Genomic DNA, 23,656 nt, shown 5'->3' on the forward strand with positions numbered 1-23,656 from the left:
TACACTCTGCAAGAGGTAGTGGCGGCCTGACAGAGCCCTGATCTGTTAATCTATGAAAAAGAAGGAATAAATGACAATTGAAAAAACCAATTATTGAATTCAAAAACGTCTCAAAAGTTTTTGAAGACAGCAACACCAAGGTTCTCAAAGATATCAACTTTGAGTTGGAAGAAGGGAAATTTTATACCCTTCTAGGCGCATCTGGTTCAGGAAAATCAACCATCCTAAACATTATTGCAGGTTTACTGGATGCGACGACAGGAGATATTTTGCTGGACGGTGTTCGTATCAATGACATCCCAACCAACAAGCGAGACGTTCATACTGTCTTCCAATCCTATGCCTTGTTTCCACATATGAATGTGTTTGAAAATGTTGCCTTTCCACTTCGCTTGCGTAAAATTGATAAGAAAGAAATCGAGCAGCGTGTAGCGGAAGTTCTCAAGATGGTTCAGTTGGAAGGTTACGAAAAACGTTCCATTCGAAAACTCTCTGGAGGACAACGTCAGCGTGTGGCTATTGCCCGTGCCATCATCAACCAACCCCGTGTGGTTTTGTTGGACGAGCCCTTGTCAGCGCTGGACTTAAAATTACGAACAGATATGCAGTACGAACTACGTGAACTGCAACAACGCTTGGGCATTACCTTTGTCTTTGTCACTCACGATCAGGAAGAAGCCCTGGCTATGAGTGACTGGATTTTTGTCATGAATGATGGCGAGATTGTCCAGTCTGGAACTCCTGTGGATATCTACGATGAGCCAATCAACCACTTTGTTGCTACCTTTATCGGCGAGTCAAACATCTTGCCAGGTACCATGATTGAGGACTACTTGGTTGAGTTTAACGGCAAACGCTTTGAAGCGGTCGATGGTGGGATGAAGCCAAATGAACCTGTTGAGGTTGTTATTCGTCCAGAGGACTTGCGGATTACCCTTCCTGAAGAAGGCAAGCTCCAAGTTAAGGTCGATACCCAGCTCTTCCGTGGGGTTCACTATGAAATTATCGCCTATGACGAACTTGGAAATGAATGGATGATCCACTCGACTCGTAAGGCCATCGTGGGTGAGGAAATCGGTCTGGACTTTGAACCAGAAGACATCCACATCATGCGTCTCAACGAAACCGAGGAAGAGTTCGATGCCCGTATCGAAGAATACGTGGAAATTGAAGAGCAAGAAGCAGGTCTGATCAATGCAATCGAGGAGGAGAGAGATGAAGAAAACAAGCTCTAAACTCTTTGTAGTGCCCTATATGCTTTGGATTGCACTCTTTGTATTGGCACCCTTGGTCTTGATTTTCGGTCAATCCTTTTTCAATATTGAAGGCCAGTTCAGTTTAGAAAACTATAAATCCTACTTTGCATCACAAAACTTGACCTATCTAAAGATGAGTTTCAACTCAGTGCTTTATGCAGGAATTGTGACCTTTGTAACCCTGCTTATCAGCTATCCGACAGCCCTCTTTTTGACCCGTCTCAAGCACCGTCAACTCTGGCTCATGCTGATTATCTTGCCAACCTGGATCAATCTGCTCCTCAAGGCCTATGCCTTTATTGGGATTTTTGGTCAAAATGGCTCTATTAACCAATTCTTGGAATTTATCGGAATCGGTTCACAGCAGTTGCTCTTTACCGATTTCTCCTTTATCTTTGTCGCAAGCTATATCGAGCTTCCTTTTATGATTTTGCCCATTTTCAATGTCTTAGACGATATGGATAACAATCTCATCAATGCCAGCTATGATCTAGGTGCGACCAAGTGGGAAACCTTCCGACATGTCATCTTCCCACTGTCTATGAATGGAGTGAGAAGTGGGGTACAATCAGTCTTTATCCCAAGTTTGAGTCTCTTCATGCTGACACGTTTGATTGGTGGAAACCGCGTTATCACCTTGGGGACAGCTATTGAGCAAAACTTCCTGACCAATGACAATTACGGTATGGGTTCAACCATCGGTGTGATTCTCATCCTGACTATGTTCATCACCATGTGGGTGACCAAGGAAAGGAGAGAACGATGAAAAAATTTGCCAACCTTTATCTGGGACTGGTCTTTCTTGTCCTCTACCTGCCAATCTTTTACCTGATTGGCTATGCCTTTAACGCAGGCAATGACATGAATAGCTTTACAGGCTTTAGCCTGAGTCATTTTAAAACTATGTTTGGCGATGGTCGTCTCATGTTGATTGTGACTCAGACCTTTTTCTTGGCCTTCCTGTCAGCCTTGATTGCGACCATTATCGGGACTTTTGGAGCTATTTATATTTACCAGTCTCGTAAGAAATACCAAGAAGCCTTTCTTTCACTCAATAATATCCTCATGGTTGCGCCTGATGTTATGATTGGTGCCAGCTTCTTGATTCTCTTTACCCAACTCAAGTTTTCACTTGGCTTTTTGACCGTTCTATCTAGTCACGTGGCCTTCTCCATTCCTATCGTGGTCTTGATGGTCTTGCCACGTCTTAAGGAAATGAATGGCGACATGATTCATGCGGCCTATGACCTTGGTGCCAGTCAATTTCAGATGTTCAAGGAAATTATGCTTCCTTACCTGACTCCGTCTATCATTGCTGGTTATTTCATGGCCTTCACCTATTCGCTAGATGACTTTGCCGTGACCTTCTTCGTAACGGGAAATGGCTTTTCAACCCTGTCAGTCGAAATTTACTCTCGTGCTCGTAAAGGGATTTCGCTTGAAATCAATGCCCTGTCTGCCCTTGTCTTTCTCTTTAGTATTATCCTAGTGGTTGGATATTACTTTATCTCACGTGAGAAGGAGGAGCAAGCATGAAAAAACTCTATTCATTTTTAGCAGGAATTGTAGCCATTATTCTCGTCTTATGGGGAATTGCGACGCATCTAGATAGTAAAATCAATAGCCGAGATAGTCAAAAACTGGTCATTTACAACTGGGGGGACTATATCGATCCTGAACTCTTGGAGCAATTCACAGAAGAAACAGGCATCCAAGTCCAGTATGAGACCTTTGACTCCAACGAAGCCATGTATACCAAGATCAAGCAGGGTGGAACGACCTACGACATTGCCATCCCAAGTGAATACATGATCAACAAGATGAAGGACGAAGACCTCTTGGTTCCGCTTGATTATTCAAAACTTGAAGGTCTTGAAAATATCGGACCAGAGTTCCTCAACCAGTCCTTTGACCCAGGCAATAAATTTTCCATCCCTTACTTCTGGGGAACCTTGGGAATTGTCTACAATGAAACTATGGTAGATGAAGCGCCTGAGCATTGGGATGATCTCTGGAAGCCAGAGTATAAGAACTCTATCATGCTCTTTGATGGGGCGCGTGAGGTATTGGGACTAGGGCTTAACTCTCTTGGCTACAGCCTCAACTCCAAGGATTCCCAGCAGTTAGAAGAGACAGTAGACAAACTCTACAAGTTGACTCCAAATATCAAGGCCATCGTTGCCGACGAGATGAAGGGCTACATGATTCAGAACAACGCTGCTATAGGCGTGACCTTTTCAGGGGAAGCCAGCCAAATGCTAGAAAAAAATGAAAATCTACGCTATGTGGTACCGACAGAGGCCAGCAACCTTTGGTTTGACAATATGGTCATTCCCAAAACAGTTAAAAACCAAGACGCAGCCTATGCCTTTATCAACTTTATGTTGAAACCCGAAAATGCTCTTAAAAATGCGGAGTATGTCGGCTATTCAACACCAAACCTACCAGCTAAGGAATTGCTCCCAGAGGAGAAAAAAGAAGACAAGGCCTTCTATCCTGATGCTGAAACCATGAAACACCTAGAAGTTTATGAGAAATTTGACCATAAATGGACAGGAAAATATAGCGACCTCTTCCTACAGTTTAAAATGTATCGGAAGTAGGAGCTAGCAGTTATGAAACGAACCAGTCAAGCTGGTTCGTTTTTTTATGTAAAAGGCAATTTTTGTAACGGTAACTTTTTCTATAATAGTTGCTGTGTTTAGTAATATGAAAATTGAGGATAAAAATAGTGATAAGTGAAATAACGGCGCATTTATTTCAAGATTTTTTTATTTGTTGAATTCTATCTCCTTCATTAAAATTTTTAAAATTGACTACTAGCTACATACGCTTTTACCTCCTTTTATGCTATAATATTCTCAATAGAATCTTTAATCTTCAAATAAATATTCCTTATGGAATAATTCCGTTTTGTACCGTTTAGAATATTTAAGAGGATACAATGTTTAATAATGATTCTTTTGGAGCTCGTCTTAAGGAACTGAGAAAGATCAAGAAGTTAACTCAGGTACAAATTTCTGAGATGATTGGTGTATAACAAGGTACTTATTTTCGTTGGGAGAATGGAACTTTAGAGCCTAATTTAGACGCCGTCGTCAAATTAGCAAAATTATTTGATACCACGACAGATTATTTACTAGGAAAAACGATTTATAGTACTCTAGATGGTATTTCTCATCCAATCACTAGAATTGATATGAAGAAGTTAAAAGATAAACTTAATGATTTGAAATTTGCGCTTGTTATGAATGGAATAAAAAAACATTTCACTGTATTTGACTATATGGATGAGCTAGTTTCTGAATATAATTTAGACAAAGAAGAGCAAGGAATATTGCCGACTCTCTTTAAAGAGGTTTATGATTATTTTAATGCAGATTAATGGTTTATAAGATTAAGCCTCAATAGATAGAGAATAGTATATTCTTGTTGAGTGATTCTATTTTATGAAGGTTGTTTGTAGTTGAAGGGGGAAATAGATGGACTCTAAAATTGATACAGCTTGGGACTTGTTTCTGGAGGGAAAAACATCAGAAGCTAAAAAGTTGGTTGAACAAGATTTTTCCATTGATACCTGTACAGATTTTAGCCTATTAAATCTGATGGGGTATTTATTATTGGCAGAAAAAGACTATGCTTCATGTACCCATATCTTTGAGAAATACATTTTATTGGCTCAACAAAATGAAGATAAAGAAAATGAACACATTGGCTTACATCAATTAGCTATGATCTACAGAGATCAGGGGGATTTTCATAAGGCTTTAAAACTTATTGAAGATGAAGAGAAGATAGTTGAAGAGCATTTTCCAAATGATAATCTAAAGAAAGCTGTGAATAATTACGAACAGGGCTATGTGAGATTTAAATTAAACAATCTTGATGAGGCTCTTACATTCATGAATCTGTCATTGGAACAATCTTTAGAGACTGATGATGTAATTTCTCAAGCTTGTAGCTATAGAGGGTTAGGTGAAATCTATTTAGCCTTGGAAGATACGGAATTATCCAACACACATTTCAAACGAGCTATAGAACTTTTCGAAAGTGTTGGAGAATTTGAAGGGATAAAGGAAATTGAGGAATTGATTAATGAATGATTTTAAATTTAGATTTTGTTATTAGTTTGCTTTATCTTAAAGAATGTAGATATGCAATTGACAGTCTAGATAATATTAAAGCGAGAGAGTGATATGTTATTTTGGATTTGTTTAATATCAACAATTATATTGGCTAATTTTGTTCTCCTGAAAGAGTAATCAAAGATACAGGAAATTGCTCTGATTCAACGGAGATGATTTCCAGTTGACGCAAGCTTAAAAAAACGTTATAATAAGAAAGTTGAGAATTGATTTTCAGTTGTCTTAGTCCAGAGAAGTGGCGGTGCTGCGAGCCATCTAAGCTAGGAAGTCATGCTACTCAATCATACAATTGCATAAGAACAAGAGAATGACAAGTTCATTGAATGAAGGTGGTACCGCGGTTTTTCGCCCTTCGTGATATGAGCTTGTCTTTTGATTTTTGGAGGTGTTGATGAAAACATTTCTTGTCAAACAAAAGTTTCGTCTTGGTGGCGAACGCTTCGCTATCAAGGATGACAGGGGAGAAATCGCCTATCAGGTAGAGGGATCATTTTTTAAGATTCCTAAAACCTTTACCATATATGATGCTAATGGTGAACAGGTCAGTCAGATCAGTAAAGAAATCTTGACCTTGCTTCCTCGTTTTGAGATTCAGCTTCGGGATGGCTCGAGTTTTGTCATTCGTAAGAAGTTGACCTTCTGGCGAGATAAGTATGAGTTTGATAATCTAGGGCTTCGTATCGAGGGTAATATCTGGGATTTGAATTTCAAATTGCTGGATGATCGCGATCAGATGATTGCAGAAATTAAGAAGGAACTCTTCCATTTGACCTCTACCTATACTGTAACGGTTCTTGAGGACGCTTATGCAGACCTAGTCATTTCCCTTTGTGTCGCGATTGACTATGTGGAAATGCTGGAAAGCCAATCACATTAAACAAGTAAATAAGGAGACAATATGAAACAACTATCTAGTGCACAAGTACGCCAAATGTGGCTTGATTTCTGGGCGACCAAAGGTCACTCAGTAGAACCATCAGTGAGCTTGGTTCCTGTAAATGACCCAACTCTATTGTGGATTAACTCTGGGGTAGCAACCCTTAAGAAATACTTTGACGGGACTATTATTCCTGAAAATCCACGTATTACCAATGCCCAAAAGGCCATCCGTACCAACGACATCGAGAACGTAGGGAAGACTGCACGTCACCATACTATGTTTGAAATGTTGGGGAACTTCTCTATCGGGGATTACTTCCGTGACGAAGCCATCACTTGGGCTTATGAGCTTTTGACAAGCCCTGAATGGTTTGACTTCCCTGCTGAAAAACTTTACATGACCTACTATCCAGATGATAAAGATTCTTACAACCGCTGGATTGAAGTGGGAGTGGATCCAAGTCACTTGATTCCAATCGAGGATAACTTCTGGGAAATCGGTGCTGGACCTTCTGGACCAGATACAGAAATCTTCTTTGACCGTGGGGAAGCCTTTGACCCAGAAAATATCGGTCTTCGCCTGCTTGCAGAAGATATTGAAAACGACCGTTATATTGAAATCTGGAACATCGTTTTGTCACAATTTAACGCAGACCCTGCTGTTCCTCGTAGCGAGTACAAGGAATTGCCACACAAGAACATTGATACGGGCGCTGGTTTGGAGCGTTTGGTTGCGGTTATCCAAGGTGCTAAGACAAACTTTGAAACAGACCTCTTCATGCCAATCATTCGTGAAGTGGAGAAATTGTCTGGTAAGGTTTATGACCAAGATGGCGACAACATGAGCTTTAAGGTCATCGCTGACCACATCCGTTCACTTTCATTTGCTATCGGTGATGGTGCCCTTCCAGGAAATGAAGGCCGTGGTTATGTCCTTCGTCGTCTCCTCCGTCGTGCGTCTATGCACGGTCAAAAATTGGGAATCAACGAGCCTTTCCTTTACAAACTCGTTCCAACCGTTGGAAAAATCATGGAAAGCTACTACCCAGAAGTGCTTGAAAAACGTGACTTTATCGAAAAAATCGTTAAGAGCGAGGAAGAGTCATTTGCCCGTACCCTTCACTCTGGTCAACACTTTGCCCAAGGCATTGTAGCTGACTTGAAAGAAAAAGGTCAATCTGTCATTGCTGGTTCAGATGTATTCAAACTTTATGACACTTATGGATTCCCAGTTGAATTGACTGAAGAAATCGCTGAAGAGGCTGGTATGACTGTAGACCGTGAAGGATTTGAAGCCGCCATGAAAGAACAGCAAGAACGTGCGCGTGCGTCAGCTGTTAAGGGTGGCTCAATGGGTATGCAAAATGAAACCCTTCAAAACATCACTGTAGAAAGTGTCTTCAACTACAATGCTAGCCAATTGTCTTCTAAATTGGTGGCTATCGTGGCTGACAATGCAGAAGTAGAAGCTGTATCAGAAGGAACTGCCTCACTTATCTTTGCGGAAACGCCATTCTATGCTGAAATGGGTGGACAGGTCGCTGACCACGGACAAATCTTGAATGAGTCAGGTAAGGTCGTGGCTACTGTGACAAATGTTCAAAAAGCTCCGAATGGACAAGCCCTTCATACGGTTGAAGTTCTTGCACCGCTTGCCTTGAATCAGGAATATACCTTGGCAATTGATACAAATCGTCGTCACCGTGTTATGAAAAACCACACTGCGACTCACTTGCTTCACGCTGCCCTTCACAACATTCTTGGAAACCATGCGACACAAGCAGGATCTCTTAACGAAGTTGAATTCCTTCGCTTTGACTTTACCCACTTCCAAGCAGTGACTGCTGAAGAATTGCGTGCGATTGAGCAGCAAGTCAACGAGAAAATCTGGGAAGCTCTTGAAGTGAAGACAGTTGAAACGGATATTGACACTGCCAAAGAAATGGGAGCTATGGCTCTCTTTGGTGAGAAATACGGCAAGGAAGTCCGTGTTGTTACTATCGGTGACTACTCTATCGAGCTTTGTGGTGGTACCCACGTTGGCAACACTTCTGAAATTGGTCTCTTCAAGATTGTCAAAGAAGAAGGGATTGGATCAGGAACTCGCCGTATCTTGGCAGTGACTGGTAAGGAAGCCTTTGAAGCCTACCGTGAACAAGAAGATGCTCTTAAAGCAGTCGCAGCAACCTTGAAAGCACCTCAACTTAAAGAAGTACCTCACAAGGTAGAAGGACTTCAAGAACAACTTCGTCAATTGCAAAAAGAAAATGCTGAGTTGAAAGAAAAAGCCGCAGCGGCTGCTGCAGGCGATATCTTCAAGGATGTGAAGGAAGTCAATGGTCACCGTTACATTGCTAGTCAAGTTTCTGTATCTGACGCAGGTGCCCTTCGTACATTTGCAGATAACTGGAAACAAAAAGACTACTCTGATCTTCTTGTCCTAGTTGCTGCTATCGGTGACAAAGTCAATGTCCTTGTAGCAAGCAAGACAAAAGACCTTCATGCAGGAAACCTTGTCAAAGAATTAGCACCAATCGTAGATGGACGTGGTGGTGGTAAACCAGACATGGCCATGGCAGGAGGAAGCAACCAAGCTAAAATCCAAGAATTGTTGGATGCCGTAGCAGGTAAATTGTAATCAAGTAAAGATCTATCCATTTGGGTAGGTCTTTTTGTGAATACAAAAAAGCCAAATCTGATTGGATCTGGCTTGAATATTATGAACTATTAGATTGTATTGGCTGCCCAGACACTTACGGATCTAGCTGAGACTGGGAATTGTCCATAACCTTCCTCATCGATTGTAACTTGACTTTGGTGGTTTCCAAGTAAGTCAACGAAGGTTTGGTTAGCCCATTCTTGGCCGACAAACATTGACTTGCTGTTTTCTTGGTCATTTGAGATAAGGACTGCGATTGGGGATTGATGTTCAGCACCTGAACGTACCCAACCGATACAGTTAGCATGGTCAAAGTAGTCATTTTGTTCTCCATAGGCCAAATCTTTTCGGATGGTTAGGAGGCGGTCAAGGACTTCTTTGAAATCTTGTTGAGCATACTGCCCTGAAATCCCATAGTAGTCGCCGTAAAAGACACATGGAAGGCCATTTTGGCGTAACAGAATGAGGGCATAGGCTGCTGGTTTGAACCATTCTTCAACGGTAGACTCAAGAGCCTGACCTCGTTGTGTATCGTGGTTGTCGACAAAAGTCACAGCCTTGTCAGGCTTGAGTTTAACCAAGCTATCTGTAAAAATACCACGAAGGTCGTAGTTGGAACCTGCTCGGCTAGCATCAAAGAGATTCAGGTGGAGACGAACATCGACAAGGTCAAAGCGTTCTTCCGTTTTTTCAAGATAGTCCAGATTGGCTTCCTTGTCTGGATTCCAAAATTCACCGAACACATAGAAATCCTCACCATATTTTTCCTTCATATCACGGATGAAATTACGCATAAAGAAGGAGTCAATGTGCTTAACGGCATCCAAGCGGAAACCAGCTACACCAGTCGTCTCCATGAACCAGTCAGCCCAGTCATAGATATTTTTGATAACTTCAGGATGTTTAAAGTCTAGGTCGGCATACATGAGGTAGTCGTAGTTACCGTTTTCGTTATCGACCAATTCCTCGTTGGCCCAGCCCTTGTTGTCTCCTTGGATCAGATAAATCCCAGACTTACGGCGTTTGGCATCGTAGTCTGTACCTGTGAAGTGGTACCAGTGCCAGTGGAAGTCATTGTAGGTATCTTGGCGACCATCGAAGGTAAAGCTAGTCCAGCCATTGATGGTGAAGGGTTCTCCAAGTTCAACTGTACGGTCTACAGGATCAACTTCGATAACCTGAAAGGCTTCCCTGTGATCGGCAGCAGCCTTGTGGTTGAGAACTACATCGGCCATAGGTTGGATTCCCTGTGCTTTTAGGGTTTGAATAGCTTGAAGATAGTCTTCTTTGAAACCATACTTGGTGCGGATAGTACCTTTTTGGTTAAACTCTCCTAGGTCGAATAAGTCATAGACCCCATAGCCGACATCTTTTTCATTGGTTGCCTTAAAAGCTGGTGGCATCCAGACGTGGCTAATCCCCAGATGAGCTAGGTGTGGAGCATCTTCAGCCAGACGAGTCCAGTGCTGACCATCGTGGGGCAGATACCATTCAAAGTATTGCATGAGTGTTTGATTTTGCATGATGTTTCCTCTTACTTGTCAATCTTGTTCTTTATTCTATCATAAAGTATTGGTTAGCGCCAACGTTTGCATAAAATAGAAGGAAACTATTTTAACTACTTAAAATAAAGTATTGATTTTTTTGTATCAAAGTGCTAGTATAATAGTATGTAATATAGATAAAGATAGGAGTCATCCCATGATTGAATTTCAAAATGTTAGTAAGTTGTATGGTGATAAAGAGGCTTTGAGCAATCTCAATTTGCAGATTGAAAATGGGGAGATTATGGGCTTGATTGGCCATAATGGTGCTGGGAAATCGACCACCATAAAATCCTTAGTCAGTATCATTTCGCCCAGCAGTGGTCGTATTTTGGTAGATGGTCAGGAGTTATCGGAAAATCGCTTGGCTATTAAACGTAAGATTGGCTACGTAGCAGACTCGCCTGACTTATTTTTACGCTTAACGGCCAATGAATTTTGGGAATTGATCGCCTCATCCTATGATCTGACTAGCTCTGACTTGGAGGCTAGTCTAGCTAGGCTATTGAGTGTTTTTGATTTTGCTGAAAACCGCTATCAGGTTATTGAAACCCTTTCTCACGGAATGCGTCAGAAAGTCTTTGTCATCGGGGCACTCTTGTCTGATCCTGATATTTGGGTCTTGGACGAACCCTTGACTGGTTTGGATCCCCAGGCTGCCTTTGATTTGAAGCAAATGATGAAGGAGCATGCACAAAAAGGCAAGACGGTCTTATTTTCAACCCATGTCTTAGAGGTAGCTGAGCAAGTCTGTGATCGGATTGCCATTTTGAAAAAGGGACATTTGATTTATTGTGGTAGCGTGGAGGACTTGAGAAAAGACCACCCAGACCAGTCTTTGGAAAGCATCTACCTTAGCCTTGCTGGTAGAAAAGAGGAGGTTTCAGATGCGTCTCAAGGTCATTAAAAAATTAGTTGATATCAATATCCTCTATTCATCTCAAGAAGCTAATCTGGCTAATCTACGAAAGAAGCAGGCTAAGAATCCTGGGAAAAAAGTAAATGTTTCCGCTAGAGTCCTAAGTTCTTACATTTTTTCTAGTCTCTTGATGCTTTTCATGTTTATAAATATAGCCTTTCGTTTTCCTTTTGAGGAAATGCCAAGTTTTTTTAGTAGCATGGTTGCTATTTTACTGGTGCTTTCCTTTTCAACTTCTTTCACTGCATTTTACAATGTCTTTTATGAGAGTAAGGACTTGGCATCGTATAGGCCCTATGCCTTTAAAGAATCAGAGATTATAATTGCTAAAGGACTGTCTGTTCTCTTGCCAGCTCTAGCTGGAATTGTACCAATCCTAGCTTATTTTCTAGTCCTCTATATTAGGCTAGCTCCTTCTCTTTGGCTGGGCTTGCCTTTGATGCTGCTGTCCTTGGCCTTATTATTTGTCTCTGTTACTTTAGTGATGGTAGTGGCAGTACATTTCTTGGCTCAGACTAGGGTCTTCAGAAAGTATCAGTCTATTTTTTCGAATGTGATGATTGGGATAGGGGTTCTCATACCTTTAATATTTGTCCTCTTTCTACAGTCGACTTTTGGAAGTATTGTTGACAAAGTTAGAGACATTCCATTTCTCCTTTATCCTCTTCATATCTTTTACAAAATAGCAGTGGACCCTTTTTCGACTGAAGCCATACTGGGTCTGCTAGCTTGGATAGGACTAACTCTCTTCCTGCTTTATCTGACCAAAAAGAAGGTCCTTCCTCGTTTTTATGACGTTATCCTGCTTAATAGTGAGGAGAAGGTCAAAAAAGAACGTCGCAGCAAGGAGAGAATTTCAACTACTAAAAAGGGATTTTTCCGCATGGTTTTACGCTACCACCTCACCCTCTTGGGACAGGGGACTGGCGTGGTTACAGTGCTTTTTACAAGTGCTTTCCTTCCTTATCTCATGATGATTGGTCTGATTTCCAAAATCCGAGATTCTCAGATAGTTCCAGACATTCATCCTCCATACTGGTTACCCTTGTTTTTTATAGGAGTGTTTATAGCAGTTGTCAATAACAATATCACCAGCCTGCATTCAATTGCCTTGTCCTTGGAGAGGGAAAATGTTGATTTTCTTAAGAGTTTACCCTTTGACTTTGCTCGTTATGTGAAAGTGAAATTTTGGATTATATTTGCTGTCCAGTCCTTTTTACCAGTTCTGACTTTACTTGGCCTTTCTCTATATCTAGGCTTGCCCATCCTTTCGATGATTTACCTCCTTGTGGCATGGATCCTTGCCAGTGTCATCCTTTCTTGCCACCATTACTTTAAGGACGTGAAAAATCTGTCAACCAATTGGAGTAGTATTACGGACTTGGTGAACCGTTCAAATCGTATAGTAGCAATTGTTTTGATTTTGGTTTATAGTGCAATCTTGATGGCCCTTGTAATAGGGAGCTTATTCTTGGTTCAGTCTCTCTCTACTATCCTTGCCGTCAGCTTGGGAGTAGGAGTTCTTATCCTCTTGCTTGCTCTTGCTATTTTTAGCTATCATTACTACCTGTCACGCATATTGGCAGAAATAGAAAAAAGATGAGATAGTTGGTCGCTTGCTTGATAAATTTTATAAAAAGAAATGAAGCTGAGCAAAAAACTACTTCTAACTATCAAAAAACGAGTATTTCCGTAGATGGAGATACTCGTTTTTCTATGCCATTTTTCTTATCATAACAAAAAACGACTAGAAATTTATAACAACATATAAATCCTATAGCATCAATTGCTTAAATTTTGGACTAGATTTTATCTATGATGTTTTGAAGGTTAATGGAGCTTGAGATGTTTGCTATTTATGGATAGCATACAAAATCATTGTTACTGGCGAGCTCTCTTATATTTCCGGGTTTACCTTTATCTAGTTATTCTTATAAAAATCTGTTTTATACTCAATGAAAATCAAAGAGCAAACTAGGAAGCTAGCCTCAGGTTGCTCAAAGCACCGCTTTGAGGTTGCAGATAAAGCTGACGTGGTTTGAAGAGTATTAGACTAATTTCCACTTTGGTGAGTCAAGTGGAAGTTACTGAAATAATTCCTATTTGTAAAACTCTGATAAGTCTTGGCTGATTTTGGAGAAATGTGGTATAATTTTTCTTATGGAAAAGATTATCATTACAGCAACTGCTGAAAGTATTGAACAAGTTGAACAACTGCTCGAAGCTGGCGTAGACCGTATCTATGTCGGTGAGAAAGATTTTGGCCTTCGTCTGCCAACAATCTTTAGTTATGACCAATTGCGTGAAATCGCTAAGCTGGTTCATGATGCTGGTAAGGAATTGATCGTTGCGGTTAACGCCCTCATGCACCAAGATATGATGGACCGTATCAAGCCTTTCTTAGATTTCTTGGAAGAAATCAAGACAGACTACATTACGATTGGGGATGCAGGTGTCTTTTATGTGGTCAATCGCGATGGTTATTCCTTTAAAACCATCTACGATGCTTCAACCATGGTAACAAGCAGTCGTCAGATTAACTTCTGGGGACAAAAGGCTGGCGCATCTGAGGCTGTTTTGGCGCGTGAAATTCCATCAGCTGAACTTTTCAAAATGCCAGAGATTTTGGAAATTCCTGCCGAAGTTTTGGTGTATGGTGCTAGTGTGATTCACCATTCTAAACGTCCGCTCTTGCAAAACTACTATAACTTTACGCATATCGATGATGAAAAGACCCGCAAGCGTGACCTTTTCTTGGCTGAGCCAAGTGACCCAGAGAGCCACTATTCCATTTTTGAAGATAATCATGGTACCCACATCTTTGCCAACAATGACCTTGATTTGATGACAAAATTGACAGAATTGGTAGAGCATGGCTTTACTCACTGGAAACTAGAAGGGCTCTACACACCTGGTCAGAACTTTGTCGAGATTGCAAAACTCTTTATCCAAGCGCGTAGCTTGATCCAAGAGGGTAACTTTAGCCATGACCAAGCCTTCTTGCTAGATGAAGAAGTTCGCAAGTTACACCCTAGAAACCGTTTCCTTGATACAGGATTTTATGACTACGATCCTGACATGGTTAAATAAAGTAAATGGATAGTTGAGAGAAGGAAGATGCAAACATTTCTTCTCTCAATTTTTCTTATTCTCCAATATTTTCAAAAAATAAGTAGGCTAGGATGCTCTGTTTACTGGGATTTTTCAGAAAAGTGACCTTCTCGAGTTTGAAAATTATCCTATGTTTGCAGGTGCCAAATGGCCCTTTTTTTGGTATAATTTTTTATAATGAAAACGATTGGTAATCGCTATGTTGTGGTTGATTTAGAGGCAACTAGCACAGGTAGTAAGGCTAAAATTATCCAAGTGGGAATTGTCGTGATTGAGGACGGAAAAATCGTCGATCACTATACGACGGATGTCAATCCACATGAACCCTTAGATGCTCATATCAAAGAACTGACAGGATTGACAGATCAACGTCTGGCGCAAGCACCTGATTTTTCGCAAGTTGCCAGAAAAATCTTTGACTTGGTGGAGGATGGGATTTTTGTAGCCCACAATGTTCAGTTTGATGCCAATCTTTTGGCGGAAAATTTATTTTTTGAAGGCTATGAACTAAGAAATCCTCGTGTTGACACGGTCGAATTGGCACAAGTCTTTTTCCCAGAACTGGAAAAATATAGTTTGCCGATTTTGTGTCAGGAATTAGGAATTCCTCTAAAACACGCCCACACAGCCCTTTCAGATGCCCAAGCTACTGCGGAATTCCTCTTATTTTTACGAGAAAAGATGGCCCAGCTTCCGAAAGGTCTCTTGGAACGCTTGCTGGAAATGGCTGACGCCCTCCTATATGAGTCCTACCTGGTTATTGAAGAAATTTATCGCAACCAATCTATCCTGAGTTCACCAGACTTGGTCCAAGTTCAAGGACTATATTTCAAGAAACCTGCAACCCCAAATGAGCCACGAAAATTATCTCAAGATTTTTCTAAGAATATTTCTCTGTTGAACCTTGAAGTGAGGGAGGAGCAAGAAAATTTTGCTAAAGAGGTTGGCTTGCTATTGAAAGATGAGCCTGTCTCATTAATTCAAGCGCCGACAGGAATTGGGAAAACTTATGGTTATCTCTTACCCGCTTTGTCCCAAGTAAAAGAGCGTCAAATTGTTCTTAGTGTTCCGACAAAGATTCTTCAAAATCAAATCATGGAAGAAGAAGGTAAATGCCTCAAGGAAGTGTTCCATATAGATATTCATAGTTTAAAGGGACCACACAATTATCTGAAGTTGGATGCCTTTTATCGTTCCTTGCAGGAAAGTGATGAAAATCGCTTATTTAGACGCTTTAAAATGCAACTCTTGGTCTGGCTGACTGAGACAGAGACAGGGGATTTGGATGAAATCGGGCAACTCTACCGTTACCAACATTTTCTAACATATCTTCGTCATGACGGAAATTTATCATCTCAAAGCTTATTTGTGACGGAAGATTTTTGGAAACGTAGTCAAGAAAGGGCACAAACCTGCAAGCTTTTAGTGACCAATCATGCCTATCTTGTAACCAGACTTGAAGATAATCCTGAATTCGTCAGTGACTGTTTATTGATTATTGATGAAGTTCAAAAGATTTTGTTAGCTCTAGAAAATCTGCTTCAAGAGACCTACGATATCCAGTCTATTGTCGATTTGATTGATAAGGCTTTAGTAGGAGAAGAAAACAGGGTTCAACAACGAATACTAGAAAGTATTCGCTTTGAGTGCCTCTACTTGATAGAACAATTTCAGTCTGGAAAATCTAAGAAAAATATCTTAGATTCTCTGGTCAATCTCCACCAGTATTTTTCAGAATTAGAAGTAGAAGGCTTTGAGGAACTGGTTCGCTATTTTACGACTGAAGGTGATTACTGGCTTGAAGCAACTGAAACGAGTCAAAAGAAAATTCAGATTTCTTCTACGAAATCAGGCCGTATTCTTCTATCTTCCTTAGTGCCTGATTCATGCCAAGTCTTGGGAGTGTCGGCCACTCTTGAGATTAGTCAGAGAGTTTCTTTGGCAGACCTGTTAGGCTATCCCGAAGCTAAATTTGTCAAGGTTGAAGCTGGTAAAAAACAGGATCAAGAAGTGGTCTTGGTCAAAGATTTTCCTCTAGTAACAGAAACTTCCTTAGAAGTCTACGCCAAAGAGGTATCTGATTTGCTGATGGATGTTCAAGCTTTTCAGCAACCGATTTTAGTTCTCTTTACTGCTAAAGACATGCTTCTAGCAGTATCGGATTTACTTCCAGTTAGCCATCTGGCCCAGTATAAAAATGGCGATGTTCATCAACTGAAGAAACGCTTTGAAAAAGGAGAACAACAAATCCTGCTTGGTGCAGCAAGTTTCTGGGAGGGAGTTGACTTTTCAAGTCATCCTTTTGTGCTTCAAGTTGTACCAAGACTTCCTTTCCAAAATCCCCAAGAGCCCTTGACGAAAAAGATCAATCAGGAACTGAATCAAGAAGGGAAAAATGCCTTTTATGATTATCAATTGCCGATGGCTATTATTCGTTTAAAACAAGCTTTGGGAAGAAGTATGAGACGCGAACACCAACGTTCCTTAACTCTTATTTTGGATAGGAGAATTGTCGGAAAGAGATATGGCAAACAAATTGTGACTTCTCTAGCAAAAGAAGCGACTGTTAAAACCGTCTCTCGATCCGAAGTTGATGAGGCTGTTGATAAATTTTTAAATGAACTTTGATAAATAGTATTGTATGAAAGTATAAGGTTAGTATATATGAAACGTTCTCTCGACTCTAGAGTCGATTATAGTTTGCTCTTGCCAGTATTTTTTCTACTGGTTATTGGCGTGGTGGCTATCTATATAGCTGTTAGTCATGATTATCCAAATAATATTTTGCCCATTTTAGGGCAGCAGGTCGCCTGGATCGCCTTGGGGCTTGTGATTGGTTTTATCGTCATGCTCTTTAATACAGAATTTCTTTGGAAAGTGACCCCCTTTCTGTATATTTTAGGCTTGGGACTCATGGTCTTGCCAATCGTCTTTTATAATCCAAGCCTAGTTGCATCAACGGGTGCCAAAAACTGGGTATCAATAAATGGAATTACCCTATTCCAACCGTCAGAATTTATGAAGATATCCTATATCCTCATGTTGGCCCGTGTCATTGTCCAGTTTACAAAAAAACATAAGGAATGGAGACGCACAGTTCCGCTGGACTTTTTATTAATTTTTTGGATGATTGTCTTTACCATTCCAGTCCTAGTTCTTTTGGCACTTCAAAGTGACTTGGGGACGGCTTTGGTTTTTGTAGCCATTTTCTCAGGAATCGTCTTACTATCAGGAGTTTCTTGGAAAATTATTATTCCAGTATTTGTGACTGCTGTAACAGGAGTTGCTGGCTTCTTAGCCATTTTTATCAGTCAGGGTGGTCGGGCTTTTCTCCATCAATTGGGGATGCCGACCTACCAAATCAATCGTATCTTGGCTTGGCTCAATCCATTCGACTTTGCCCAAACAACCACTTACCAACAGGCTCAAGGGCAGATTGCCATTGGGAGCGGTGGCTTATTTGGTCAAGGTTTTAATGCTTCGAATCTGCTTATTCCAGTTCGTGAGTCGGATATGATTTTCACGGTTATCGCAGAAGATTTTGGCTTTATTGGCTCTGTCCTTGTTATTGCTCTTTACCTCATGCTGATTTACCGTATGTTGAAGATTACTCTTAAATCAAATAACCAGTTCTACACCTATATTTCTACAGGTTTGATTATGATGTTGCTCTTCCACATCTTTGAGAATATCGGTGCTGTGACGGGCTTGCTTCCTTTGACTGGGATTCCCTTGCCTTTTATTTCGCAAGGAGGATCGGCTATTATCAGTAACTTGATCGGTGTTGGCTTGCTTCTATCGATGAGTTATCAAACCAATCTAGCTGAAGAAAAGAGTGGAAAAGTCAGATTCAAGCGAAAAAAGGTTGTATTAAAACGAATCAAATAAGGAGAAAATCATGGTTAAAGTAGCCGTTATGTTAGCTCAGGGCTTTGAAGAAATTGAAGCTTTGACAGTTGTGGATGTTTTGCGTCGTGCCAATATCACTTGTGATATGGTTGGTTTTGAAGAGCAAGTGACAGGTTCGCACGCAATCCAAGTAAGAGCAGATCGTGTCTTTGAGGGTGATTTATCAGACTATGACATGATTGTTCTTCCTGGAGGGATGCCTGGTTCTGCACATTTACGTGATAATCAGGCCTTGATTCAAGAGTTGCAAAGCTTCGAGCAAGAGGGGAAGAAACTGGCAGCTATTTGTGCGGCGCCAATTGCCCTCAATCAAGCAGGGCTATTGAAAAATAAGCAGTACACTTGCTATGATGGCGTTCAAGAGCAAATCCTTGATGGTCAATATGTCAAGGAAACAGTAGTGGTAGATGGTCATTTGACAACCAGTCGAGGTCCCTCTACAGCCCTTGCCTTTGCCTACGAGTTGGTGGACCAACTAGGAGGAGACGCAGAGAGTTTACGAACAGGAATGCTCTATCGAGATGTCTTTGGTAAAAATCAGTAAAACGGGAGTCAAACTCTCGTTTTTTTATGTGGAAAACTCAGGGAAATCATCGCTTTTTTCATAAAAAAATGCTATAATGAAGGGTATGAAATATCACGATTATATCTGGGATTTAGGTGGAACTTTACTGGATAATTATGAAACTTCAACAGCTGCATTTGTTGAAACATTGGCATTGTATGGCATCACACAAGACCATGACAGTGTCTATCAGGCTTTAAAGGTTTCTACTGATTTTGCGATTGAGATATTCGCTCCCAACTTAGAGAATTTTTTAGAAAAGTATAAGAAAAATGAAGCCAGAGAGCTTGAACACCCGATTTTATTTGATGGAGTTTCTGATTTATTGAAAGATATCTCCAATCAAGGTGGCCGTCATTTTTTGGTTTCTCATCGAAATAATCAAGTCTTGGAAATTTTAGAAAAAACCTCTATAGCAGCTTATTTTACAGAAGTGGTGACTTCTAACTCGGGCTTTAAGAGAAAACCAAACCCTGAGTCCATGATTTATTTAAGAGAAAAGTATCAGATTAACTCTGGTCTTGTAATTGGTGATCGACCGATTGATATCGAAGCCGGGCAAGCTGCAGGACTAGCTACCCACTTGTTTACCAGTATCGTGAATTTAAGACAAGTATTAGACATGTAAGAAAAAGGAATAAGATGACAGAAGAAATCAAAAATCTGCAGGCACAGGATTATGATGCCAGTCAAATTCAAGTTTTAGAGGGCTTAGAGGCTGTTCGTATGCGTCCAGGGATGTATATCGGGTCAACCTCAAAAGAAGGTCTTCACCATCTAGTCTGGGAAATTGTTGATAACTCAATTGATGAGGCCTTGGCAGGATTTGCCAGCCATATTCAAGTTTTTATTGAGCCAGATGATTCGATTACTGTTGTCGATGATGGGCGTGGTATCCCAGTCGATATTCAGGAAAAAACAGGTCGACCTGCCGTTGAGACTGTCTTTACAGTCCTTCACGCTGGAGGAAAATTTGGCGGTGGCGGATATAAGGTCTCAGGTGGTCTTCACGGAGTGGGGTCTTCAGTAGTTAATGCTCTTTCTACTCAATTAGATGTTCATGTCCACAAAAATGGTAAGATTCACTACCAAGAATACCGTCGTGGTCATGTTGTCGCAGATCTTGAAGTAGTTGGAGATACGGATAAAACTGGAACAACGGTTCACTTCACACCAGACCCAGAAATCTTTACGGAGACAACAACCTTTGATTTTGATAAATTAAATAAACGGATTCAAGAGTTGGCCTTTCTAAATCGCGGTCTTCAAATCTCCATTACAGATAAGCGCCAAGGTTTGGAACAAACCAAGCATTACCATTATGAAGGTGGGATTGCTAGCTACGTTGAATATATCAACGAGAACAAGGATGTAATCTTTGATACACCAATCTATACAGACGGTGAGATGGATGATATCACAGTTGAGGTAGCCATGCAGTACACAACTGGTTACCATGAAAATGTCATGAGTTTCGCCAATAATATTCATACACATGAAGGCGGAACGCATGAACAAGGTTTCCGTACAGCCTTGACACGTGTTATCAACGATTATGCTCGTAAGAATAAGTTACTGAAAGATAATGAAGACAATTTAACAGGGGAAGATGTTCGCGAAGGATTAACTGCAGTTATCTCAGTTAAGCATCCAAATCCGCAGTTTGAAGGACAAACAAAGACCAAACTTGGGAACAGTGAAGTGGTCAAGATTACCAATCGTCTTTTCAGCGATGCCTTCTCTGATTTCTTAATGGAAAATCCACAGATCGCCAAGCGCATCGTGGAGAAAGGGATCTTAGCTGCCAAGGCTCGTGTGGCTGCCAAGCGTGCGCGTGAAGTCACTCGTAAAAAATCTGGTTTGGAAATTTCCAACCTTCCAGGGAAACTAGCAGACTGTTCTTCTAACAATCCTGCTGAAACAGAACTCTTCATCGTCGAAGGAGATTCAGCTGGTGGATCAGCCAAATCTGGTCGTAACCGTGAGTTTCAGGCTATCCTTCCAATTCGCGGTAAGATTTTGAATGTTGAAAAGGCAAGTATGGATAAGATTCTAGCTAACGAAGAAATTCGTAGTCTTTTCACAGCGATGGGAACAGGATTTGGAGCAGAATTTGATGTTTCGAAAGCCCGTTACCAAAAACTCGTTTTGATGACCGATGCCGATGTCGATGGAGCTCATATTCGTACCCTCCTTTTAACCTTGATTTATCGTTATATGAAACCAATCCTAGAAGCTGGTTATGTTTATATTGCCCAACCACCAATTTATGGAGTCAAGGTTGGAAGCGAGATTAAAGAATATATCCAGCCAGGGGCAGATCAAGAAATTAAACTCCAAGAAGCCTTAGCACGCCACAGTGAAGGTCGTGCCAAACCAACCATTCAGCGTTATAAAGGTTTGGGTGAGATGGATGATCACCAGTTGTGGGAAACAACTATGGATCCCGAACACCGTTTGATGGCTAGAGTTTCTGTGGATGATGCTGCGGAAGCAGATAAAATCTTTGATATGTTGATGGGGGATAGAGTAGAGCCTCGTCGTGAATTTATCGAAGAAAATGCTGTCTATAGTACACTTGACGTTTAAAAAATGGGAAATGGTTCCCATGGTTTAAAAAATATGATATAATCATTACGATTGTTTCTAGTATAAAAGGAGTTTAATATGTCTAATGGACAACTAATTTATCTAATGGTTGCGATTGCAGTCATTTTGATTCTGGCTTATGTGGCAGCTATTTTTCTACGCAAGCGAAACGTAAGTAGATTAACAGGTCTTGAAGAAAGAAAAGAACAGCTCTATAATCTTCCTGTTAATGATGAGGTCGAAGCAGTAAAAAATATGCACTTGATTGGACAAAGTCAGGTGACTTTCCGTGAATGGAATCAAAAATGGGTTGATTTATCTCTTAATTCTTTTGCCGATATTGAAAATAATCTTTTCGAGGCAGAAGGATACAATAACTCATTCCGTTTTTTCAAAGCGAGTCATCAAATTGATCAAATCGAGAGTCAAATTACCTTGATTGAAGAAGATATTGCGGCAATTCGCAATGCCTTGGCAGACTTGGAGAAACAAGAGTCTAAAAATAGTGGACGTGTTCTTCATACCTTGGACTTGTTTGAAGAGTTGCAACACCGAGTTGCTGATCATTCTGAAGAATATGGCCAAGGTTTGTCTGAAATTGAAAAACAATTGGAAAATATCCAATCCGAGTTTTCTCAGTTTGTAACTTTAAATTCGTCAGGTGACCCAGTAGAAGCTGCTGTGATTTTGGATAATGCTGAAAATCATATCTTGGCTTTAACGCATATTGTTGATCGTATACCAGCAATTGTAGCAACATTATCTAAAGACCTACCTGATCAGCTGGAAGATTTAGAAGATGGCTACCGTAAGCTTTTAGATGCTAATTATCATTTTTCTGAGACAGATATTGAAGCGCGTTTCCAACTGCTTTATGAAGCTCTCAAGAAAAATCATGAGAATATTGCGAAACTAGAATTGGATAATGCAGAGTACGAAAATACTCAAATCCAAGAAGAGATTAATGCACTTTATGATATCTTTACAAGAGAAATTGCGGCACAGAAAGTAGTAGAAGGTTTAGTAGCAACACTTCCTACTTATCTTCAACACATGAAGGAAAATAATGCTTTATTGATAGAAGACATTGAGCGTTTGAGTAAAAGTTATTTACTTTCTGAATCGGATGCAAGTCATGTTCGTCGTTTACAGTCCGAATTAGAAAGTTTTGAGACTGCTATTATTGAGGCAACTTCAAATCAAGATGAACCAACTCAAGCATATTCAATTCTTGAAGAAAATCTTGAATCTTTACAGGAAAATCTTAAAGAGATTGAAGATGAACAGATTTCAGTTAGTGAGCGTCTTGCACGAGTTGAGAAAGATGATATCAATGCACGTCAAAAAGCAAATGTATATGTTAATCGTCTCCATACAATTAAGAGATATATGGAAAAACGGAACCTACCTGGTATTCCACAAACTTTCTTGAAGTTATTCTTTACAGCAAGTAATAATACGGAAGATCTAATGGCTGAATTAGAGCAAAACTTAGTCAATATAGAATCGGTTAACCGTATTCTTGAAATTGCAACGAAGGATATGGAGGAGCTTGAGGCGGAAACTTATAATATTGTACAGTATGCAACCTTGACAGAACAACTATTGCAATATTCTAACCGCTACCGCTCATTTGATGAACGCATTCAAGAAGCCTTTAATGAAGCTTTAGATATTTTTGAAAAAGAATTTGATTATCGCGCTTCATTTGACAAGATTTCTCAAGCATTGGAAGTGGCAGAGCCTGGTGTAACCAACCGCTTTGTTACCTCATATGAGAAAACACGTGAAACAATTCGTTTCTAAAATAATAAAAAGATTTGATTGTGTGAGAAGCAGAATCAAATCTTTTTTATAGTAATACTCATCAAAAATCTCTTCAAACCACGTCAGCTTCACCTTGCCTTATATATGCCATTGCTTTCGTCAGTTTTATCTGCAGCTTCAAAGTTATGCTTTGAGCAACCTGTGGCTAGCTTTCTAGTTTGCTCTTTGATTTTCATTGAGTATTACTTCATTTTTTCCGATCCTCTCTATCCCCCACCTCAAAACAGTGCTTTGAAGTGACTTCGTCAGTATT

At 40.4% G+C, this 23,656-nt stretch carries 18 protein-coding genes; 17 read left to right on the forward strand and 1 reads right to left on the reverse strand.

All coding sequences use genetic code 11. The features are described from left to right. The first annotated feature begins 77 nt into the window (after positions 1-77). From B7695_RS09515 to alaS, 8 genes are all read left to right on the forward strand, one after another. Positions 78-1,235, forward strand: coding sequence for an ABC transporter ATP-binding protein (locus B7695_RS09515; protein WP_000742900.1), 1,158 nt, complete (start codon positions 78-80; stop codon positions 1,233-1,235). Then, positions 1,216-2,022, forward strand: a complete 807-nt coding sequence (locus tag B7695_RS09520) for an ABC transporter permease (RefSeq protein WP_000753801.1) — start codon at positions 1,216-1,218, stop codon at positions 2,020-2,022. Before B7695_RS09515 ends, B7695_RS09520 begins: the two co-directional genes overlap by 20 nt. Further along, positions 2,019-2,792, forward strand: a complete 774-nt coding sequence (locus tag B7695_RS09525; RefSeq protein ID WP_000712740.1) for an ABC transporter permease — start codon at positions 2,019-2,021, stop codon at positions 2,790-2,792. The genes B7695_RS09520 and B7695_RS09525 overlap by 4 nt, the downstream gene beginning before the upstream one ends. Then, positions 2,789-3,859, forward strand: coding sequence for an ABC transporter substrate-binding protein (locus tag B7695_RS09530; RefSeq protein ID WP_050240977.1), 1,071 nt, complete (start codon positions 2,789-2,791; stop codon positions 3,857-3,859). Before B7695_RS09525 ends, B7695_RS09530 begins: the two co-directional genes overlap by 4 nt. A gap of 596 nt (positions 3,860-4,455) precedes the next feature. Beyond that, positions 4,456-4,641: a hypothetical protein gene (locus B7695_RS11845; protein WP_239822281.1), complete on the forward strand. Its 186-nt coding sequence runs from the start codon at positions 4,456-4,458 to the stop codon at positions 4,639-4,641. A 97-nt stretch (positions 4,642-4,738) separates the two neighbouring features. Continuing rightward, on the forward strand, positions 4,739-5,359 hold the full coding sequence (locus B7695_RS09540; protein WP_049531454.1) for a tetratricopeptide repeat protein: 621 nt from the start codon (positions 4,739-4,741) through the stop codon (positions 5,357-5,359). A 433-nt stretch (positions 5,360-5,792) separates the two neighbouring features. After that, positions 5,793-6,278 (forward strand): LURP-one-related/scramblase family protein, encoded by a 486-nt coding sequence (locus B7695_RS09545; RefSeq protein WP_084891363.1) that lies wholly within the window; start codon positions 5,793-5,795, stop codon positions 6,276-6,278. A 21-nt stretch (positions 6,279-6,299) separates the two neighbouring features. After that, positions 6,300-8,918 carry an alanine--tRNA ligase gene (alaS, locus tag B7695_RS09550; protein WP_084891365.1) on the forward strand — a complete coding sequence of 873 codons (2,619 nt, stop codon included), beginning with the start codon at positions 6,300-6,302 and terminating at the stop codon, positions 8,916-8,918. Positions 8,919-9,007: 89 nt separating this feature from the next. Here alaS and B7695_RS09555 read toward each other — a convergent pair whose 3' ends face one another. Continuing rightward, complete coding sequence (locus tag B7695_RS09555; protein ID WP_084891367.1) at positions 9,008-10,462, reverse strand: alpha-amylase; 1,455 nt, start codon at positions 10,460-10,462, stop codon at positions 9,008-9,010. Between the two features lie 178 nt (positions 10,463-10,640). On the opposite strand from B7695_RS09555, the gene B7695_RS09560 reads away from it, so the two are divergent. The 9 genes from B7695_RS09560 (at position 10,641) to ezrA (ending at position 23,382) form a co-directional block, all read left to right on the forward strand. After that, positions 10,641-11,390 (forward strand): ABC transporter ATP-binding protein, encoded by a 750-nt coding sequence (locus tag B7695_RS09560; RefSeq protein WP_050242125.1) that lies wholly within the window; start codon positions 10,641-10,643, stop codon positions 11,388-11,390. Then, positions 11,371-13,005 carry a hypothetical protein gene (locus tag B7695_RS09565; protein ID WP_084891369.1) on the forward strand — a complete coding sequence of 545 codons (1,635 nt, stop codon included), beginning with the start codon at positions 11,371-11,373 and terminating at the stop codon, positions 13,003-13,005. Before B7695_RS09560 ends, B7695_RS09565 begins: the two co-directional genes overlap by 20 nt. A gap of 557 nt (positions 13,006-13,562) precedes the next feature. Further along, the gene (locus B7695_RS09575) at positions 13,563-14,492 is read left to right on the forward strand and encodes a peptidase U32 family protein (RefSeq protein WP_084891371.1); all 930 of its coding nucleotides are present in this window, start codon (positions 13,563-13,565) and stop codon (positions 14,490-14,492) included. Between the two features lie 198 nt (positions 14,493-14,690). Further along, positions 14,691-17,141 carry a bifunctional DnaQ family exonuclease/ATP-dependent helicase gene (locus B7695_RS09580; protein ID WP_084891374.1) on the forward strand — a complete coding sequence of 817 codons (2,451 nt, stop codon included), beginning with the start codon at positions 14,691-14,693 and terminating at the stop codon, positions 17,139-17,141. 36 nt (positions 17,142-17,177) lie between these two features. Continuing rightward, positions 17,178-18,401: an FtsW/RodA/SpoVE family cell cycle protein gene (locus B7695_RS09585; RefSeq protein ID WP_084891376.1), complete on the forward strand. Its 1,224-nt coding sequence runs from the start codon at positions 17,178-17,180 to the stop codon at positions 18,399-18,401. A gap of 10 nt (positions 18,402-18,411) precedes the next feature. Next, positions 18,412-18,966, forward strand: a complete 555-nt coding sequence (locus B7695_RS09590; RefSeq protein WP_084891377.1) for a DJ-1 family glyoxalase III — start codon at positions 18,412-18,414, stop codon at positions 18,964-18,966. An 85-nt stretch (positions 18,967-19,051) separates the two neighbouring features. Next, positions 19,052-19,615 carry an HAD family hydrolase gene (locus B7695_RS09595; protein WP_192855777.1) on the forward strand — a complete coding sequence of 188 codons (564 nt, stop codon included), beginning with the start codon at positions 19,052-19,054 and terminating at the stop codon, positions 19,613-19,615. A 14-nt stretch (positions 19,616-19,629) separates the two neighbouring features. Then, the gene (gene gyrB, locus B7695_RS09600) at positions 19,630-21,576 is read left to right on the forward strand and encodes a DNA topoisomerase (ATP-hydrolyzing) subunit B (RefSeq protein WP_084891381.1); all 1,947 of its coding nucleotides are present in this window, start codon (positions 19,630-19,632) and stop codon (positions 21,574-21,576) included. A 78-nt stretch (positions 21,577-21,654) separates the two neighbouring features. After that, positions 21,655-23,382, forward strand: coding sequence for a septation ring formation regulator EzrA (gene ezrA, locus B7695_RS09605; RefSeq protein WP_084891383.1), 1,728 nt, complete (start codon positions 21,655-21,657; stop codon positions 23,380-23,382). Positions 23,383-23,656: the final 274 nt, after the last annotated feature.

The sequence above is a fragment of the Streptococcus mitis genome, from assembly GCF_002096845.1.
GTDB lineage: Bacteria > Bacillota > Bacilli > Lactobacillales > Streptococcaceae > Streptococcus > Streptococcus mitis_A.

Excerpts from the sequence above, each read along its gene's own strand:
- B7695_RS11845 (WP_239822281.1), top strand. The coding sequence starts at position 4,456 with ATGAAGAAGTTAAAAGATAAACTTAATGATTTGAAATTTGCGCTTGTT.
- B7695_RS09590 (WP_084891377.1), top strand. The coding sequence starts at position 18,412 with ATGGTTAAAGTAGCCGTTATGTTAGCTCAGGGCTTTGAAGAAATTGAA.
- B7695_RS09560 (WP_050242125.1), top strand. The coding sequence starts at position 10,641 with ATGATTGAATTTCAAAATGTTAGTAAGTTGTATGGTGATAAAGAGGCT.
- B7695_RS09530 (WP_050240977.1), top strand. The coding sequence starts at position 2,789 with ATGAAAAAACTCTATTCATTTTTAGCAGGAATTGTAGCCATTATTCTC.
- ezrA (WP_084891383.1), top strand. The coding sequence starts at position 21,655 with ATGTCTAATGGACAACTAATTTATCTAATGGTTGCGATTGCAGTCATT.
- B7695_RS09555 (WP_084891367.1), bottom strand. The coding sequence starts at position 10,462 with ATGCAAAATCAAACACTCATGCAATACTTTGAATGGTATCTGCCCCAC.
- B7695_RS09545 (WP_084891363.1), top strand. The coding sequence starts at position 5,793 with ATGAAAACATTTCTTGTCAAACAAAAGTTTCGTCTTGGTGGCGAACGC.
- alaS (WP_084891365.1), top strand. The coding sequence starts at position 6,300 with ATGAAACAACTATCTAGTGCACAAGTACGCCAAATGTGGCTTGATTTC.
- B7695_RS09520 (WP_000753801.1), top strand. The coding sequence starts at position 1,216 with ATGAAGAAAACAAGCTCTAAACTCTTTGTAGTGCCCTATATGCTTTGG.
- B7695_RS09595 (WP_192855777.1), top strand. The coding sequence starts at position 19,052 with ATGAAATATCACGATTATATCTGGGATTTAGGTGGAACTTTACTGGAT.
- gyrB (WP_084891381.1), top strand. The coding sequence starts at position 19,630 with ATGACAGAAGAAATCAAAAATCTGCAGGCACAGGATTATGATGCCAGT.
- B7695_RS09585 (WP_084891376.1), top strand. The coding sequence starts at position 17,178 with ATGAAACGTTCTCTCGACTCTAGAGTCGATTATAGTTTGCTCTTGCCA.
- B7695_RS09575 (WP_084891371.1), top strand. The coding sequence starts at position 13,563 with ATGGAAAAGATTATCATTACAGCAACTGCTGAAAGTATTGAACAAGTT.
- B7695_RS09540 (WP_049531454.1), top strand. The coding sequence starts at position 4,739 with ATGGACTCTAAAATTGATACAGCTTGGGACTTGTTTCTGGAGGGAAAA.
- B7695_RS09525 (WP_000712740.1), top strand. The coding sequence starts at position 2,019 with ATGAAAAAATTTGCCAACCTTTATCTGGGACTGGTCTTTCTTGTCCTC.
- B7695_RS09580 (WP_084891374.1), top strand. The coding sequence starts at position 14,691 with ATGAAAACGATTGGTAATCGCTATGTTGTGGTTGATTTAGAGGCAACT.
- B7695_RS09565 (WP_084891369.1), top strand. The coding sequence starts at position 11,371 with ATGCGTCTCAAGGTCATTAAAAAATTAGTTGATATCAATATCCTCTAT.